Consider the following 17,831-nt stretch of genomic DNA (forward strand, 5'->3'; position numbering starts at 1 on the left):
TTATGACAGCAAAAAACAGAATAAAAAATGCTTTTAAGAATCTAAAAGAGTATAAGCTTCGTTCTTTTTTAACCCTTATGAGTATAGCGGTGGGTATTGCAACTTTAATATCTTTAGTTATTATTAGTCAAAGTATGGAGCGTGCGGTAGGTGAGAGGCTTGGAGGTACTGTAGATGTTATCAGGGTACTTCCAGGACATGTAGTTCCCGGTAGAGACTTTGTTCCTTATGGTTCTTTTACAGAGGAATCTGCAAAGGAAGTGGAAAAAATTAGAGGGGTAGAAGCCACATCAACCTGGATGGTTGAAATAGCCATAGCAGAATATGAAGGGATGTCTGCCCCAGTTGAGGTAATGGGAGGTAACCCATCTGAAATTGAAGAATTTTTAGGAGGAAGTGTTGAACTTAAAGAAGGAAGATTGATCCAAGAGGGAGCTAATAATGAAGCAATACTTAGCACTTCTACATTGGAACATATAAACAGGTGGCTTAATGCGGACCTGAAAGTTAATGATGTACTGAAAATAAATGGTGTTAAGATTACCATTGTTGGGGTCATGGCTTATGATCTTGCTGGGGTAGAAGTTAGCCATCGACTATTGATGAACAAAGATATTGTAAAAGAAATTACCAATTCTGAAGATGTCATGCTTATGCTGGTGAAGGTTAATAATTTGAATCGAGTTTATGAGATCAAAGAAGAGATTGAAGACACATTAGATGAAGTACATGGTGTAAGCGGATTAACTACGGCTGTTGCGGCCCAAAGTGTAGTAGATCAGGTAGGGATGGTAACCCTCATGATTCAAGCTGTTGTTATTAGTATTGCCCTTATTGCCCTTATTGTGGGATGCTTGGGAATTATTAATGTTATGTTGATGTCAGTTTTGGAAAGAACACGACAAATAGGAATTATGAAGGCCATAGGAGCTAAAAATAAAGATATTCTTGCTCTTTTCTTAGTAGAAGCAAGTGCTATCAGCTTGATTGGGGGCATACTGGGGGTTTTGGGTGGTGTAGCAATTAGTATGATTGCCAATTATGTTATTTCCAGATTTATTATTGTCAACATGTCACTTATCATTGCTCCAGAAGTTTTGTTTGGAGGTATAGTAATTGCAGTTATAACAGGAATTATTGGAGGACTGTATCCTGCCAGAAGGGCAGCAAAAATGAGACCAGTTGAAGCTTTAAGGCATGAGTAATACTTTATTGGAGATATCATGGGGAAATAGTATAGGAACAATTTTTTTGAAGATGCCTCCCACAATTGTAATCTCTTTTATAAAAATTGAGAAGATTACTGTCTTTGATATAATGTCAATATTGAACTCAAGTTGGGTGTTGCAATAGAAATACATTATAAGTAACACCGTGTATTTCTTAAACCTATTTTCTAATATTATAGTTTTTGATCAACAGTAGATATGCTAGATATGCTACTGTTGATCATTTTTTTTAGTGGCGGAGAGCATGGCGTGTTTTTTCAATAACAATATTCCAAGTATCGCAACTGGAACTGTTGTTAAATAAGGGAAATATGGAACTAGGCCATAGATGAAATTTTTATAAGATTTGAATCCTTGAATTATAGGAATTCCGGTAAGCATGTAATAAGACACATATAGCAATCCTATCATAATAATTATTACAAAAGGAGAAATTGTAAGAATTATACCAGATGAAACTATCTTGAATATTCTAGTCCTCATATATCATGTCCTCACGATCTAACTTGATATCAAATTCTTTTGTTGAAACATAGCTTATTATTCCAACTACAATCATTAGAATTCCAGATATTACCATCCAATTGTTAACTCCCATGGTTTCAGCTATTGGGCCCGCAATAAACATCCCAATTGGAGCTGCAAAACTCATAACGCTTGTAATAAGTGATAGGACTTTTCCTAAATTTTGTGGAGGGATAGAGTTCTGGATATACGCTGTAAATGGAATATTGAATCCTGAACCTGTTGAACCCATTAGAAAAACTAAGATGCAAAATAACCAAAGTAAGTTTGCAGGTATTAGACCTGCAATTATGGATGTAAGACCAAGTAAACTCGTAAAAAGAGATATCATTAGAAAATGTTTTTTAAATCCTCCGAAGACACTAATTAACATTGCAGCAATCAGCATACCTAATGAAAATAACGTTTGAATCAAACCATTATGCCATGCGCTTCCAAAAAAATAATTACGAACCATCAAAGGAAGCAGAATTCCTAATGGGACAAAAACAATGGTAGATATAAGCATTGGAATTGAAAGCCTCAATAATGCTTTGTTTGATTTGATTGCAAGTATCCCTTGTTTCATATCTTGAAAGACATAGATTTTACCTGTTCGGTTTGAGTTTAACTGTGGAGTTTTTATAGTCGTGAGTGTAACAATTGCTAAGAAAGCACCGAGAACATCTAGCAACATTATCCACTGAAGATTTGTGATGCTCATTAATAGTGCGCCAAGCATTGGGCCTAGCATTGTACATGCAGTATTTATCATCTGCCCAAAGCCTCCTGCTTTAGTCAACTCATCCTGAGGCACGATTTGTGGGATAAGTGCTTGTAACGCAGGCTTATGGAATGTTTCCCCTAAAGCTCTTACAAACAGAACTACATACACTAGCGTTAATGAACGTATACCTAAAAAAAATAAAATACCTAAAAGTAAACTAGATGCGGCTACAATACCATCAGCAAGGATAATTATTTTTTTTCGGTTAAACCTATCAATCCAAACTCCAGCGAATAGGCCTATAATTGCTTGTGGTAATAACCCCGCTACACTTGCAATAGTAAGTGCAAGCGCAGATCCAGTTTCAATAGTAATCCACCAAATAATCGAAAACTGAACGGCACTAGAACTTAATAGTGAAAATGATTGACCAAAATATAATGCAAAGAATGGCTTCTTCCAGGTAGTTAACTGATTCATTTAATTACCTCCGAAGACATTCCATTATGACATTGGCGCAATCACTTGCACCATTTTCGGATGCAATCTTACTTCCAAGGTGTTTTGCATTCTTTACAATATCATCACTCAGTGCATACTGAATTGCATTGGCAAGAATATTAGACGTGACTGATTTTTTAGGAAGTGGCTTTGCAGCAACACCAAGATCGTATGCACGATGCGCCCAAGCAAATTGATCATTTGAAAAGGGGACTATCACGCTAGGAACTCCTGCTTTGAAGCCAGCTGCAGTAGTACCTGCCCCACCATGATGACATACAGCTGATACTTTATCGAATAACCATGAATGAGGGATACTATCTATAACTAATATGTTATCAGTTATGTTTGGAGGAGTACCCATTCCGCAGATAATTCCTCGCTTACCAGTTTTGTTGATTGCATCTACTGCAAGCTCAGCTAATTCTTTATGTTTTCCTAATGATGTCATGCTACCAAAACCAATATAAACAGGTTTCTCACCTTTGTCCAGGAACTTAGTTAGCTTAGTATCAGGTATATACTCACTCGGTTCCTCGACAAACCAATAGCCATATTGATGTATGTTTTTATTCCAATCGTTAGGTCGCTCAAACACAAAGTTACTGCATGATACTATAGCTGGATGCATTAAGTCATTGTGTTTTTCAAAAGGACAACCAAAATTTTCTGGTAGTTTTCCGAATTTTTCTTTCCAGAAGCCTTTAACAGAATCTTTAGATGCCATCCATAACATTCCTTGAAGCATAGTGTAACTAATCGATTTAGTTATAGGATTTGAAGGTGATTTTCCATACATAACAACTGACAAGTACTCACTTGTTTTGTGCATAGGAAATGGCGATGCTATGACTGATGGGATTCCAAATTTTTGAGCTGCAAAATATCCAATTGAACACCCGGGATGATAGATAATCAACTCACTTCCCTCACAAGCTGAGTAGTAGTCGTTTACCATATGGACTCCATATTCCTTCATTTTGTTAAAAGTCAAAAGCATCTTTAGGGGATTATCTGATGATCCTGCTGCTTCAAGAAGCTTCGGATCCACATTAAGGGTTTCAATATCAGCCTCAATTGGGTAAACATCTATCCCATAATTTTGAATAAAGCCCTTAAAGCTCTTACTTGCTGTGATGCGTACATCCTTTCCCATTTTCTTAAGTTCCTGCGCAAGTGCTACATATGGCTGAAAATCTCCTCGTGAACCTGAACAAAGAATAGTAATCATATATTAACCCCCTTGAATAATCCAACATCATGTTGTATGATATAATTATAAAATCTTATACAAAAATCATCAACCAACAATATTGTGCTATTTGTCGGATTTAAAAAGGAGGTAAATTAATCATGAATAAAAGAACGGAAATTACTGCACAGACAAAACAAAATCTCATGGATGCCTTTTGGAACTTATATTGTGAAAAAAGAATTGAAAAAATTACTGTTAAAGAAATCACAAATAAAGCGGGATATAATCGGGGAACTTTCTATGAGTACTTCACAGATGTTTATAATGTACTGGATGAAATTGAAAACTCACTAATTCCTTCTCTTGATGAGTTGCCTGTAATTGTCAACTGAAAATTCCTCTAAATAGTAATTTAATTTTCCCCTAGAGGAGCAAAAAAATTATTGCTGATTTAGCCAGTCTTGAGTTTCTTTTAAGCGATAGGAGTTACCGTTCATATTTACAATGTAAGACTTGTGAGTTAAGCGATCTACCATTGCAGCAGTCATAACTGGATCTTTGAAAATCTCTTCCCAGCGATCAAAAGAAAGATTGGTTGTTATGATAGTCGACTTTCTCCCCGCTCTTAAAGATAAGTAAGTAAAAAGTAGTTCGGATGCTTCTTTATCAAAGGATATATATCCAAGCTCGTCTGCTATGATCAAATCATATTTTTCAAAACGGTTCTCAAAGCTTCTAAGAGTCTTCTGTGAGCGGCATTCTTTAAGCTCATTAACTAGTAGAGGTATTGTTGTAAACAAAACCTTGTAGCCCGCATTACAGGCTTTTATGCCTAGTCCGATGGCCATGTGACTCTTACCAGTCCCTGGGTTTCCAGCTAGTATTATGTTTTGACCTGTCTCTATGAATTTTAGGGTGGAGAAGATTTTAACTTTTTCCCCTGCATCAGCAGGTAGGTCTTTAATGGAAAGGTCTTCTAGGTACTTTTTGTAGGGGAATTTAGCGTTTCTTATGCGGTTTTTACGACCATTTTCTTTCCGCAAATCATATTCTTTTTCTAAAAGGTCAATTAAAAAGTCCTCATAAGATAAACTTCCTCTGTAGGCTTCATCTATCCTTTCTTGATAATCTTTGCTAGTTCCTGGCAGCTTCAATTCTTTACAAAGTTCATTAATTCTTTTAATGGTCTCTTTCTGCATCATATTATCGTAGCCTCCTTTTGAAAGGCTGCTTGATTATTGCCTAAGAGTTTTCCATAGTGATTTAATATGAACTTTGAGTTTGCAATAATATCAGTAGTCCTTTCAATAATCTTTGTTTGTGGTTCCTCTTCTCTGTTAATCAGCAGTTTTATCTTCTCTGTGCTAACACTGGTTATGCTGATTCTTTCAAGTCTTTCTATGATTTTTAATGTTGGATATAGACCTTTTTCGCCAATAATTTCAAGAAGCTCTATGAATTCTCTAGGATTTTCGGTATAATAGTTATGATATATTTTTTGGAGCTTGGTATCCATTTGGCGTATGGCGGCGCTTGAATGAAGGGACCCAGGCTTCTTTTTTATTGTATTAACGTAGTGCTCAATATTAAGTGTCCAAGTAAAGTTGCCATAACTTCTTTTATGTTCTGCAATTTTCTGTTGGTCATAATAAATCTGGATTTGGTGAGGATATATCTTAACGAAAACGAACTTTCCTACCAAGTGATCAGGTACAGAATATTTATTTTCATCAATGCTTATTGTTGAGTATTTACTAACTCTATACTCTGCTGTTCTTGCAGTATCATAATCAGGCATTAGGGAAAGGAGGTGCTTTTGTTCTTCCTCTAAAACCTCCCTAGGGCTTTTCCCGCCATTTGCTTTTGTGGGCTTTGAGTTAAGTTTATCTAGTTCTTTTTCTAAATACTCATTAGCTTCTTCTAAGCTATCAAAGGTGTCCCTTTTACTAAATGCCTTTCTTCTAATGTACTCAACACTTCGCTCAACTCGACCTTTTTCATTCCCTTTGGCTATATTGCAAAATCGATATCTAAATCCATAATAAAGAGATAGTTTTAGTAAGTCATCAGTTGGTTCCTTTTCATTCTTAGCAGCAAAGCTTTTTACTGCTACTTTCATGTTATCGTATACTACTGTCCGATGGACACCATTCATTTTTTTGAAAAAACGCACATGAACGTCAAGGAAACTCTCCATTTTCTGATTGTGATAAAGGTGAGCATACCGGTGGTTCCCCATGGCATTTGCAAATGCTCCCATCTGAAAAGTCTTTGGCTTTCCTCCAATTATTAACTTTACATAACCCCAATCAAACTCAGTACTATCTCCATATGAGTATTCTTGACGAATGTAGGCTTCCTTACTTTCTTTTTCAACCTTTCTAATATAGCTACAGACAGTTGAATAGCTTATGTCATAGCCTTTCTCGGATAGGCACTCAAATATATCAATCTTCTTCTTTTGCTGCTTTCTTCTACCTGTATTTTGTTTCTCTTCATTTTCTTTTAGGTAGTTATTGATCTCGCCAATAATTTCATCAGTCAATTTTCTCTTCACTGGCTTTCTTGCCTTATACTTTGGTGGTGATACTAAATCTTCGATTAGAGTAGTATCTTCTATTTCATTTCCTACTAATTCTGCCTTCTTTGCCTCATACTCTCTGATATACTTTCTAATTGTCTTACGGTCAATGCCTGTCCTTCTATGGATTTCCCATTGAGAAACCCCATCTCTTAAATTTGATAAAATAATTTCTTGTTTATTCATTAAAGTAATCACTCCCCTGTCCTCCCCTATGATGTCATAGGGATATTATATATTTCCTCTAGGGGAATTTTCAACTGTTACACTAGGGTAATTTTAGGTTACCATAAACATTGCCCCCGATTTCAACACTAACAGGAACAATTGGGATGCCATTAGATGTATTTCTTAATGTATGGGAACAAAATGCTAAGTACTATTCAGTCTTGCTTGGAGATAAAGGTGATCCGGCTTTTGCAAGAAAGTTAAAGAATTCCATTAAACCGACAATTATGAAAGTGCTTGAAGATAAGCCTGACATCGATTTAAGAGAAATAGATTATATTCTTGAATATACACTTACTGCTATGATTGGCATTATGAGTTATTGGTTTATAAAAGAAAAGACTCTTTCAAGGGAAAGTCTGTTTAGTCTTATGCACAGGTTGATGGAGGATGGGATAATGAAGCACTTGCCACTATAATTTCATACCTAGAATTCTATGAAATCTAAGGTCATTTATTTTAAGCAAAATGCAATCGTGAAGTAGAACAACTTCCTTTTAAGGGTGACACAGTGATTGGCAATGATGTGTGGGTAGGTCAAAATGTAACCATAATGCCAGGTGTTAAAATTGGATATGTTCCCGAGAACGTCTTTTGATAAAAAAAGGGCTTGGAAGATTTTTTTTGACAGCTATCCTGTCCTCTTAACACATGTGGAGTGTTGCAAGGTTTGCTATAGTAAAAATAATACGATGTTTGAAGAATGATGAGCGTATACCCACAGAAGTGTGGTGGTTATACGCTCTATTTTTAATGTGCAACCACGGGTTGTGAAAAATTAAAGCTAGTTTGATTGAGTTTTTAGTCCTGTTCATATAGTATTATGGTATAAATATAGATTATAGATATTATTTGTAAAAGGAGTGGTCCTGTGAATACTTTTTTAAAGGATGTATTTATCTGTTCCTTGGGGGCTTATGGAGGACCTGAAGCTCATTATGGTGTTTTTACAGATCAAATGGTCATAAAGAAAAAATATTTAACCGAAGAGGAGTTAGTGGAACTTATAGCTTTAACGGGTATTTTGCCTGGTCCAAGTAGTACACAAACTATTGTGGCTATAGGACATAAAATTGGAGGACCAGTATTGGCTTTTCTCACTATGTTGGTATGGGCTTTGCCTGTGCTTTCAGTGATGACTTTATTGTCGTTTTTAAGTCATTTTTTAAGTGGTTTGAACATATCTGAAGATGGGCTACGTTATATTGGTCCCATGGCTGTAGGGTTCATAATTGTTGCTGCATATCGTATCGGACGGAAAGTTGTAAAGGATAAGCTGACTCTAGGATTATTATTCTTTGGAGCTATAACCACTTACTTTATAAGAGAAGCTTGGATATTTCCGTTGGTCCTTGTTACCGGTGGAGTGGTTAGTATTTATACTTCACAAGAGAAGAATTTATGGAATAGCGTAAAGTTAAATCCACCTTGGCCATATTTGTTTGCCTTTGGATTTTTTGCCCTTGGTAGCATTCTTCTTACGGTCGTATGGGATAATGGAACGTTAAACCTATTTGAGAGTTTCTATCGCTATGGTTATTTGGTAATTGGAGGTGGGCAAGTAGTAGTACCACTTATGTATAGTGAATTAGTAGAGGTTAATCAATATATGACTAATCAGGAGTTTTTAACTGGATTTGGCCTTGTTCAAGGTTTACCTGGCCCGATGTTTAGCTTCAGTGCATATGCTGGTGGACTGGCAGCTCGGGGCGGGAGTGCATTTACTCAAGTTATAGGTGCAATTACAGGGGGTATTGCAATATTTTTACCAGGCTTGCTTTTAATCTACTTTATTTATCCAATATGGGAAAATCTAAAGAAGATTAAAGGAATCAAGGTATCATTGAGAGGAATCACAGCCGTTGCAGGAGGCTTAATCACTATAGCTGCAGTAATTTTAATGCAAAACAGTGGATTTTTAATTGACAATATTATCGTTATGCTATGTACAGTGGCTCTGTTGCTTACAAAAAAGGTTCCTGCGCCATTTATTGTAATGGGAGTTATAGCTGCAGGATTCATTATCTAATGTATTTGTTAAACAGCAAGTGTTCTCCTACGTTTACCTAATTCCTTTTTACAAGTTTATCGAACCACCAAGAGTGCTAAGCTCTTTTTAATACTTAATTAGAATTTTTTTAAGAATTCTCTAATTAAGTATTGAAATAAACATATAATTATGGTAATATTAGAATAATGATAATAATTACTATTTAAGTAATTAAATTTAACTTGAAAGGATGAAGATATAATGAAAGATCACAAAAAATTAAACGAGTATTTATCAAACTTAGCAGTTATTAATGTTAAGCTACATAACTTACATTGGAATGTAGTTGGAAAGCAATTTGTTCAAATCCATGAGTTTACTGAGTCTATGTATAATGACGCCTTCGGCAAATTTGATGATGTGGCAGAGCTTATCAAGATTCAAGGCGGAAAGCCTTTGGTGAAACTATCTGATTACCTTCAAAATTCTTCTATTAAAGAATTAGATAAAGACATATTTACAACAGATGAGGTACTTGAGATAGTACAAGATGATTTAAGAAAAATGAAAGATCTAGCAATTGAAATTAGAAATGCAGCTGATGAAGAAGGGGATTTTGAGACTGTGGCACAGTTTGAAGAATACGTTGCAGGCTATAACAAGACACTGTGGTTTATTAGGTCTATGATGGCTTAAACCAATCAATGAAGAGACATGGGAATAATTTAGTTTCCATGTCTCTTTTTTTGTTGGGATTTGGTTGGAAGAATGACTAATAGCAGAAGTGTTTTTTTTGATTTCATTCATAATATACATATTTTTCTTGCTTAAATGCAATATATATATTACAATTATAATGTAATATATATTGCATTATTTAAATTAAAATCGAGGTGATTTATATAATTAAGAACAGTATTAAGCTAAGCCGTATTGAGAGACAACTCACTCAAGAAGAACTTGCTGAAAAAGTAGGTGTAACAAGACAAACAATTGGTCTAATAGAGAAAGAGAAATATAATCCCACCATAGCCTTAGGGCTTAATTTATGCAAAGTTCTAAATAAGTCTCTTGATCAATTATTTTGGTTAGAGGAGGATGTAAATGAAAAATGATGAGAGAGTAAATGCAGAAGTTAAAATAGCGAAAAGTATTGGTTATACGATTTTTTGGTTTGGTATATTTGCAGTGTTAGTGTATCGATGGTTTGTCTTGAACCAAACCCTTATGGATACACTTGACTTCTTTTTAGTTTGGTTTATTGGATCGTTAGCACATTTTTTTGCTTTAGCAATTAAAGGGATTCCCATTACCTATCCTGTTTCAATGAACAAAAAAGAGCAACGGTACTTTGTACTTCTAGTTCCATTATTAACAGGTATACTATCAGCTATTAGTGTTTTCTTAAAGATAGGGATGGATATTAGACGTATACTAGGCGGTTTTACAGTGAGCTTTTTGGGGACTCTTTTTCTATTTTTTCTATATAAGATCATTATTCATTTGTGGGAAAAAAGAAATACGTAGAGCACCATGATCAATATATCTATTGTAAGACTGTTTAAGGTAGGAATTAAGGAGAGGGGTAATGTTTATGTTAGAAGTGAACAATCTTGTGAAAAATTATGGAAAAAAGGAAGCGGTTAAGAATATTAGTCTTAAGATAAAACCAGGAGAGATATATGGTTTTCTAGGACATAATGGCGCAGGTAAGACAACAACAATAAAAGCATGTACTGGACTTGTAAAACCAACCTCGGGAGTTGTCAAAATATGTGGTTATGATATTGTGAGTCAGCCACTAGAAGCCAAGAAGAACTTTGGCTATGTCCCTGAAAATCCATATCTATATAATAAACTCACAGGTATGGAATTTCTAAATGTGGTATCAGATGTTTATATGAAAAGAAAAAATAATGATACAGTAAGAAAGATTAATTCATTACTAGAAGAGCTTCAGTTGACCAATGATGCTGATAAGCTCATCGGAACATATTCACATGGTATGCGTAGGAAAATTACTATTTGCGCTGCACTTTTGCACAATCCTTCAGTTGTTTTTCTTGATGAACCTACAACTGGTCTCGATGCTTCAAGCGCAAGAGCTGCCAAAGATTTGTTTAGAAAGTACGCTGATGAAGGCTCAGCAGTTTTGTTCACAACTCATGTACTAGAAATTGCTGAAAAAATATGTGACAGGATAGGTATAATATATCAGGGAGAATTGTTGGCAGAAGGTTCATTTGAGGAACTAAAAAGAAAGTACAAAGCCTATGGTTCAACTCTTGAAGACATTTTTTTGGGTATAACTGATATTAAGAAGGAGGGTTAAGGTAACATGAATTATATCAAGTGGTATATACAATTGCTTTTTCTAGTCTTGAAAAATAGTTTGTGGAAAGATACAAAAGCAATTATGAAGGCATTATCAACGGCAGCAGCAATCATAATTGGACAGATAGTATTAACTAATATACTTTATAGAAATGTCTTTGCTAACATAGACACTTTGGATGAGATGGTTAAAGGATTGCTAAATGTATTCTTTTTTGTTGCTGTTATCTGGATTTACCTTACCTCTTTCGTTCAGAGCATTAGTACCTTTATGCAAAAATTTTATAAATCACCTGATATGAATTATTTAATTTCAATTCCTCTTCCATTGAACTATGTCTTTTTGTTTAAGTTTTTTGAACACATAATAAGTAGTACTAAATCTATGCTTTTTTTGTTTTTCCCTTTTCTTGCGGCATTAGGAATATGGGTAAATGCACCATTGATTTATTACATTTCAATAATACCGTTATTTACTGTTATCTCGATTATACCTTGTGCCATGGGTGTTATGGTTGCCATGATAGGATTAAGATTAGTTCCAGCAAAAACATTTAACATAGTAACACCGATTTTTACTTTTAGTATAAATGTAACTTTCGCAGTGCTTTTTACTCGAGTACAAGATATATCTACTACTTATATTGTAAGGTTAATAGAATTTCTGGAAAAACCATGGATATCTGATATAATTCCAGTGACAGGGGGTATAAAACTTTTTTATTCTGCGGTTATTGGAGAGTGGTCTTCATATGCTACACTGTTTTTATTGATTACATCTTTACTATTTGTATACATTGCATTTATTAGCTCAAGAAAGCTATTTTTCGAGGGGTGGGCAAAAAACCAGCATATTGAATCCCAAATTAAGAAGAGAGAGGCTGAATCTGATAACTACAAAGATTCCAGCAGTAATGAAATAATCCAGTGGGTAAAAGCTGAATGGAAGATGGCACTTAGAAATTATGAAATGCTTGTGGGTTCAGCTTTTATGCTTTTTTTCTATTTGCTCGCTGTGTTTACTTTTATATATGGTGGTCTATTTTCGAACAATCCCTTGATAGGCGTGTCTTTACTAATAACTATCGCATCAATATTTAACATTATTGCTGTTTCAATACTCTTTATACCCGCTGACATAACGAAGGATAAAAATCTTTGGAAAAACCGTTACTGGCTTCTCAAGATTATGCCATTAGAAGGGAAAAAAGTATTTAATATACAGTGTAATATGTTTTTTATTCCCGGTTACATCATAAGCCTCGGGGGTATTATTGCTTATTCAGCAGTAAATGGTCTTAGTATGCATTTGATATTACTATCAATTTTGAGTATGTTTTTTATACTTTATGGAAGTTCAGCAATATATACTTCATCTGAACTATTATCATTAAGTGACTTTTTCGAAAATAATACTTTCTTAGGGAATCTTATCACTATAATATTTCCTGTGCTTTATGGTTTTGCATCTGCTGGAGGTATAACATTGCTTCTGGCTAAAGATTTTGTGTCTGGGATTCCAATAATATCCAATATTAGTGCTATCTTAAATTCTACTATTGTGAGTATTTTTTCAGGTGCCACAGTAGCCACAACATTTTTGATTTCAAGATTGCTTTTTATAAGGGTGTGGAAGAAGTTAGAAATCTAAAAAAATTGTTCACTTGTTTCCTTCTGTCTATGTACAATAATAATGAAAATGTGTTAAGAACTATGGAAGGTATTAAAATCATTATCTCAAAGGGGTATAGGTTAGTTACATTTAATGAGTCGAAGAACATGGAGTTTAGCTTAGTAAAACCCATAAGTACTTTTAAAAGTACATATGGGTTTTATTACATTATTTATAGTATCTTGCCTGCTCAGTCCAAAGTCTATGATACAGTCCTTCAGGGGCCTCCATCAGATTTTCGTGGCTACCTTTTTGACTATCTCCCCCTTGTCAAATACTAAGATATTATCACAGAATCTGCAACTGGACATTCAATGGGATATATATATTGAGGTTTTGTAGATACCATGTGATCAAATCGTTCATAGACCTCGTACTTTAATACATAATTAACAATATTAAATTTTACAAATTGTTTGACTGTAATAAAAATATGTAGTATTATGGTTTTTGCGTGCAAGCGGTTGCGTTGACCAGTGGGAAAGTATTTTATTAGGATGGTTTTGATGCTGAAATGTTTAAAACGTAGATGATTTTGTGGCGTATTTTAAGTAAAAATTACAACGTAAATTGACTGCAGAATATTGAAAGTTTGTGAGGGAGAGTGCCTTGCCTTGGGAAAACAATTTGAAAAAAAAGAAATGCTGAAGTTGTATTTATGGACTTTAAGTTATTTTAAACCATTTATGTTGCTGACATTCGTATATGTTCTATGCGGAGGTGCAATGATTTTCGGGGAAGTGCTGATCCCGCGGCGTATGGGATATCTGATTGATCATGTTCTTCCAATGAAAAGTACGAACATCCTAATCAATCAAATTTTCATTTTAGGTGGGATTGTTTTATTGATTTTGCTTGCAAAAGGGAGTTTTTATTTTTTAGAGCAGATCATATCTAATAAAATCATTAAGAATCAACAAACAGACTTAATGCTAAAGCTTCAAAAACTAGGCTTTTCGTATTATGAGAAAGTGCCCACAGGGCAAATTCTGTCTTTATTTGAGAATGCCGTAAGAGAGACACAACAAACCTATACGTTTCTGTTTCCACAATTTATTTATTGTTTAGCTCAATTTGCTGTGCCGTCGATTATTTTGATCATAGAGGAACCAATATTTTTTGTTGCTGCAATGATTGGAAATATTATTTATGTATTTCTCAATCAAAGGGCAAATAAGAAAATCCATCACTATTTAGGAGTGGAAACAAAAGCGGCACATGTATCTCAGCAGTCGTTATATGATGCAATTGTAGCTACAAATGAACTAAAGGCCATGGGGAGCAAAGAATGGTTTATAAAAAAGACAATAGAAGATTTCAATCAATTTAGGATACCTAGAATGTGGTCGACATTTTGGAGACATTTTCGATTTACAACCGTCGGATTGACATTGACAATTTCTATTGTGCTGTTTTATTTATTTGGATTGGACTTGGTGAAAAATGGTGAACTTTTACTTGGTGAATTCATTGGATACGGTTTCCTTATGGGGCTTGTTTCACGGGGATTTTCGGTGTTCTTTTATATTATTCCTGCTCAGTATCATGCATTAAACTATGCAAAGCAGCTCTATGAATTCATGAATTTAGAACCTGATGTTTCAGAAGATAAGAACAGTTTAGATGCTCAACTTGATTCCTTTGATGTTGAGTTCAAGAATGTCTCATTCTCTTATAAAAGGGATCAGCCAATTCTCAATAATATATCTTTTAAGATTACGTCAGGAAAAAAGACTGCAATTGTAGGGGAAAGTGGTAGTGGAAAATCGACACTATTAAAATTGATAGGAAGATTCTACGATGTTACAGAAGGTGAAATTGCAGTTGGAGGACATGATATTAAACAATTGAAGCTGAAGAATCTAAGACAAAATTTTGGCTATGTTTTTCAAGATACATATCTGTTTCACTTATCCATAAAGGACAATATTAAGTTTGGAAAGCCAGATGCATCGGATGATGAAGTGATGCAGGCTGCAAAACGTGCAAATGCCCATCAGTTTATCATGGAAACCGAATGTGGATATGATACAGTGGTTGGGGAACGGGGTATCCGATTGTCTGGAGGTCAAAAACAACGTATTTCAATTGCACGAATGTTGTTAAAGGAACCTCAGATTATTTTACTAGATGAAGCGACATCTGCACTGGACAATGTTACTGAAGCGGCTATAAAACAATCGTTAAATGAATTGTCCGAAGGTAGGACTTTGATTACAGTTGCCCATAGGCTTTCTACAATTATGGAATACGATTCAATCATAGTTCTGGAAGCAGGCGAAATTGTTGAACAGGGCACTTATCAAAGCTTGATAGATAACCAAGGGGTATTTTATAGATTAGCAATGAGAGGTGTTGAAAATGAGATCTAGTATGTCATTTATACTTAAATATATCAATAAGAAACCATGGTTTCTATTAGGATATGCTACTCTTTTTTTGGAAAGTTTAACACCGATTATAGCTATTTTGCTTCAACGAGATTTAATAGATAGAGTATTTATTGATAGACAATACCAGGAATTTTCTATGCTAATTTTACTTTATTCGATTTTCTTTTTTGCTCCCAAATTATTGTTTACTGTTAGAAGAGTTACCTTTTATCACATTGGTTATCATCTTCAAATGTCTTTAACAAAAGAGTTCTTATTGAAAGTTTATGAGTTACCAGCGGAGATTTTTAATAAAGAGCATGTAGGTAAACTATTAAACAATATTCGAAATGATATTTCTGATGCCAGTGATGTAGCTGTTAATCAACTGATGTCAGAATCAGTGAAGATTTTACTGACCATTATATTTTTATCTTACTCCATAGCGTACATTAGTTTCACAATGTTTCTAGTTGTAATAGCTGTATCTGTTATCTATTATTTTTTACTACACAAGTTCGGAGAAAAAACCAAACAATATTCCCAACGTGTGAGGGAAGAAAAATCAAATGTTTCTGTTACCATTGAAGAAAGCATATCAGCAGTAAGAGAAATTGTAGCATATAATCGTCAGGATTGGCAGATGAAAAACTTTGAGAATAAATTCCACTGTTATTTTAAGGCAATTCTTAGGGAAGGGCTGTATAAAACAAAAATATTGTTTGTAAGTGAACCCTTTTTATATGGAACTAAAATCATTGTTATTCTATTTGGCGGTATGAGAGCAATTTCCAATAATGTTTCATTGGGGGCATTTGTTGTGAGTTTCACCTTGGTTGATCAATTGGTAACAGAACTTGGGCACCTATTTCAGCAAGGCCTGATGGGCAAACGGTTAGTGGCGTCTGTTAATTGCATTCAATCCGTAATGGGTGAAGAAAGTACTGAATTTGGAACCCTTGAGTTTGATAGTCAAATTGATTCCATACAGTTTAGAAATGTAACATTTAGATATTCGCCAGATTCAGAACCAATACTGAACAATTTATCAATTGATTTTCCAATTGGAAAAAAAGTTGCTCTTGTTGGTGAAAGCGGAAGTGGAAAGTCGACCATTATACAACTGTTGCTTAGAGCTTATTCACCAGAAAAAGGAGACATTTCTATCAATGGTGTTCCTGTTCATAATTATGGTGAGCAATATTCGGATAAAATTTCAGTTGTTTTTCAGCAACCTCATTTTATTCCATCATCTATAAAGGAAAATCTGGTGTTTGATAAAGTGTACCAACAAGGGGAGATTGAAACAATTTGTAAAGAAATGTTGTGTCATGATTTTATTCAAGGATTTCCCAAACAGTATGGAACAGAAGTCGGGGAACGGGGTACTACCTTGTCTGGTGGGCAAAAGCAACGTCTGGCATTATCGAGAGCAATTTTGAAAAACACAGAAATACTTATTTTAGATGAGGCAACGTCAGCCCTAGATACTGAAACTGAGTATCGTGTTCAACAAAATATAGATAAATTGAGACAAGGAAAAACGACGATTATTATAGCACATAGAATGTCTACGATTCAAAATGCAGATTTCATATATGTCTTAGATAAAGGGCGTGTTGTTGCTCAAGGAACTCATGAAACATTGATGACTGAAAGTCTGATATATAAGGAATTATATACTTTTCAACAAGTTTGTTGATGATTTTGAAATGTATGATTAAAATTATGGAGGAATAGTTGTGAGCAAAGTTAAAGCATTGTAACAATAGCAGGATGAAACCAGTTTAGATAAAAAGAAAATTGAACGTAGGTGTAGAATTAAAGCCTTTACTTAAAAAGTTGAAAATGATAAATTTAAAGGGTATTGAGAGGAGGAGTAATCATGGAATTAATGTTTGAAATAACAGAAGAGGATTATATTAAATTTAATATGCACCATCTTGAAAATTCACCATCACAGAAAAAGACATTCAATTTATTAAGATATATAATCCCGTTATTATTTTCTCTGCCCATATATGTAATAGGGACAAGTTTGCTTAAACAGCCAGAAACTTATTGGATTATTATCGCAGTTTTATTTTCAGCAGGATGGATAATAATGTATCCAAACCAATATAAAAGACTTATAAAACAGCAAACTAAGAAACTATTGCAGGAGGGTGACAATTCATCTATATTTGGTAAAAAAGTTATGACAATTAATGAGAAGGATATAATAGTTGTTAGTGAAAATTCTTCCGAGATAACTTCAAAGGAAAACATAAAAGAGGTTAAAATTTATGATGATATGATACTTATTTATTTAAGTGGAATTACCGCTCATATCATACCATCAAGATACCTGGACGAGGAAACTAAAAAAGAGCTTTTGGAGGAATTGAGCTATAGTAATAAATTCTAATTGGGCTGTCTAGTATGCTTGGACGATGTGGAATATTATATATTGGTGGACTACTGCACTAGATTGGAATTTTTAAGATGGCACATTAAAT

17 protein-coding genes and 1 pseudogene are annotated in these 17,831 nt (G+C 34.4%); 13 read left to right on the top strand and 5 right to left on the bottom strand.

Annotation, left to right across the window (positions count from 1 at the left end; genetic code table 11):
* The first annotated feature begins 2 nt into the window (after positions 1–2).
* A complete protein-coding gene (locus HYG86_RS11475) occupies positions 3–1,205 on the top strand; it encodes an ABC transporter permease (RefSeq protein ID WP_213165706.1) in 1,203 nt (400 codons plus the stop codon).
* 234 nt (positions 1,206–1,439) lie between these two features.
* On the opposite strand, the gene HYG86_RS11480 is transcribed toward HYG86_RS11475, so the two are convergent.
* From HYG86_RS11480 to HYG86_RS11490, 3 genes are all read right to left on the bottom strand, one after another.
* Complete coding sequence (locus HYG86_RS11480; RefSeq protein ID WP_213165707.1) at positions 1,440–1,640, bottom strand: hypothetical protein; 201 nt, start codon at positions 1,638–1,640, stop codon at positions 1,440–1,442.
* A gap of 61 nt (positions 1,641–1,701) precedes the next feature.
* On the bottom strand, positions 1,702–2,940 hold the full coding sequence (locus tag HYG86_RS11485) for an MFS transporter (RefSeq protein WP_213165708.1): 1,239 nt from the start codon (positions 2,938–2,940) through the stop codon (positions 1,702–1,704).
* Positions 2,941–2,944: 4 nt separating this feature from the next.
* Positions 2,945–4,192, bottom strand: a complete 1,248-nt coding sequence (locus HYG86_RS11490) for a glycosyltransferase (protein ID WP_213165709.1) — start codon at positions 4,190–4,192, stop codon at positions 2,945–2,947.
* A gap of 122 nt (positions 4,193–4,314) precedes the next feature.
* Between HYG86_RS11490 and HYG86_RS11495 the strand changes: the two genes are divergently transcribed.
* Entirely contained in the window at positions 4,315–4,548 is a 234-nt protein-coding gene (locus HYG86_RS11495) for a TetR/AcrR family transcriptional regulator (RefSeq protein ID WP_213165710.1), read from the top strand.
* 48 nt (positions 4,549–4,596) lie between these two features.
* Here HYG86_RS11495 and istB read toward each other — a convergent pair whose 3' ends face one another.
* Positions 4,597–5,358 (bottom strand): IS21-like element helper ATPase IstB, encoded by a 762-nt coding sequence (gene istB, locus HYG86_RS11500; RefSeq protein ID WP_281391275.1) that lies wholly within the window; start codon positions 5,356–5,358, stop codon positions 4,597–4,599.
* Entirely contained in the window at positions 5,355–6,935 is a 1,581-nt protein-coding gene (gene istA / locus HYG86_RS11505; RefSeq protein WP_213165711.1) for an IS21 family transposase, read from the bottom strand. Before istA ends, istB begins: the two co-directional genes overlap by 4 nt.
* A 98-nt stretch (positions 6,936–7,033) precedes the next feature.
* On the opposite strand from istA, the gene HYG86_RS11510 reads away from it, so the two are divergent.
* From HYG86_RS11510 to HYG86_RS11560, 11 genes and pseudogenes are all read left to right on the top strand, one after another.
* Positions 7,034–7,384: a TetR-like C-terminal domain-containing protein gene (locus HYG86_RS11510; RefSeq protein ID WP_246451758.1), complete on the top strand. Its 351-nt coding sequence runs from the start codon at positions 7,034–7,036 to the stop codon at positions 7,382–7,384.
* 62 nt (positions 7,385–7,446) lie between these two features.
* Positions 7,447–7,539 (top strand): annotated as a pseudogene (locus HYG86_RS11515) (acetyltransferase); the annotation flags it as partial.
* A gap of 297 nt (positions 7,540–7,836) precedes the next feature.
* Positions 7,837–8,994 (top strand): chromate efflux transporter, encoded by a 1,158-nt coding sequence (chrA, locus tag HYG86_RS11520; protein ID WP_246451759.1) that lies wholly within the window; start codon positions 7,837–7,839, stop codon positions 8,992–8,994.
* Positions 8,995–9,216: 222 nt separating this feature from the next.
* Positions 9,217–9,651, top strand: coding sequence for a Dps family protein (locus HYG86_RS11525; RefSeq protein ID WP_213165712.1), 435 nt, complete (start codon positions 9,217–9,219; stop codon positions 9,649–9,651).
* Between the two features lie 206 nt (positions 9,652–9,857).
* Positions 9,858–10,070: a helix-turn-helix transcriptional regulator gene (locus HYG86_RS11530; RefSeq protein WP_213169246.1), complete on the top strand. Its 213-nt coding sequence runs from the start codon at positions 9,858–9,860 to the stop codon at positions 10,068–10,070.
* Positions 10,060–10,482, top strand: coding sequence for a hypothetical protein (locus tag HYG86_RS11535; RefSeq protein WP_213165713.1), 423 nt, complete (start codon positions 10,060–10,062; stop codon positions 10,480–10,482). Before HYG86_RS11530 ends, HYG86_RS11535 begins: the two co-directional genes overlap by 11 nt.
* Positions 10,483–10,549: 67 nt before the next feature.
* A complete protein-coding gene (locus HYG86_RS11540; RefSeq protein ID WP_213165714.1) occupies positions 10,550–11,287 on the top strand; it encodes an ABC transporter ATP-binding protein in 738 nt (245 codons plus the stop codon).
* 6 nt (positions 11,288–11,293) lie between these two features.
* Positions 11,294–12,940: a putative ABC transporter permease subunit gene (locus HYG86_RS11545; protein WP_213165715.1), complete on the top strand. Its 1,647-nt coding sequence runs from the start codon at positions 11,294–11,296 to the stop codon at positions 12,938–12,940.
* Between the two features lie 662 nt (positions 12,941–13,602).
* On the top strand, positions 13,603–15,333 hold the full coding sequence (locus HYG86_RS11550; RefSeq protein WP_246451964.1) for an ABC transporter ATP-binding protein: 1,731 nt from the start codon (positions 13,603–13,605) through the stop codon (positions 15,331–15,333).
* Positions 15,323–17,035: an ABC transporter ATP-binding protein gene (locus HYG86_RS11555; RefSeq protein ID WP_213165716.1), complete on the top strand. Its 1,713-nt coding sequence runs from the start codon at positions 15,323–15,325 to the stop codon at positions 17,033–17,035. The genes HYG86_RS11550 and HYG86_RS11555 overlap by 11 nt, the downstream gene beginning before the upstream one ends.
* A gap of 183 nt (positions 17,036–17,218) precedes the next feature.
* Positions 17,219–17,740 (top strand): YcxB family protein, encoded by a 522-nt coding sequence (locus HYG86_RS11560; protein ID WP_213165717.1) that lies wholly within the window; start codon positions 17,219–17,221, stop codon positions 17,738–17,740.
* Positions 17,741–17,831 lie beyond the last annotated feature (91 nt).

The sequence above is a fragment of the Alkalicella caledoniensis genome (assembly GCF_014467015.1).
GTDB classification, from domain to species: Bacteria; Bacillota; Proteinivoracia; order Proteinivoracales; family Proteinivoracaceae; genus Alkalicella; species Alkalicella caledoniensis.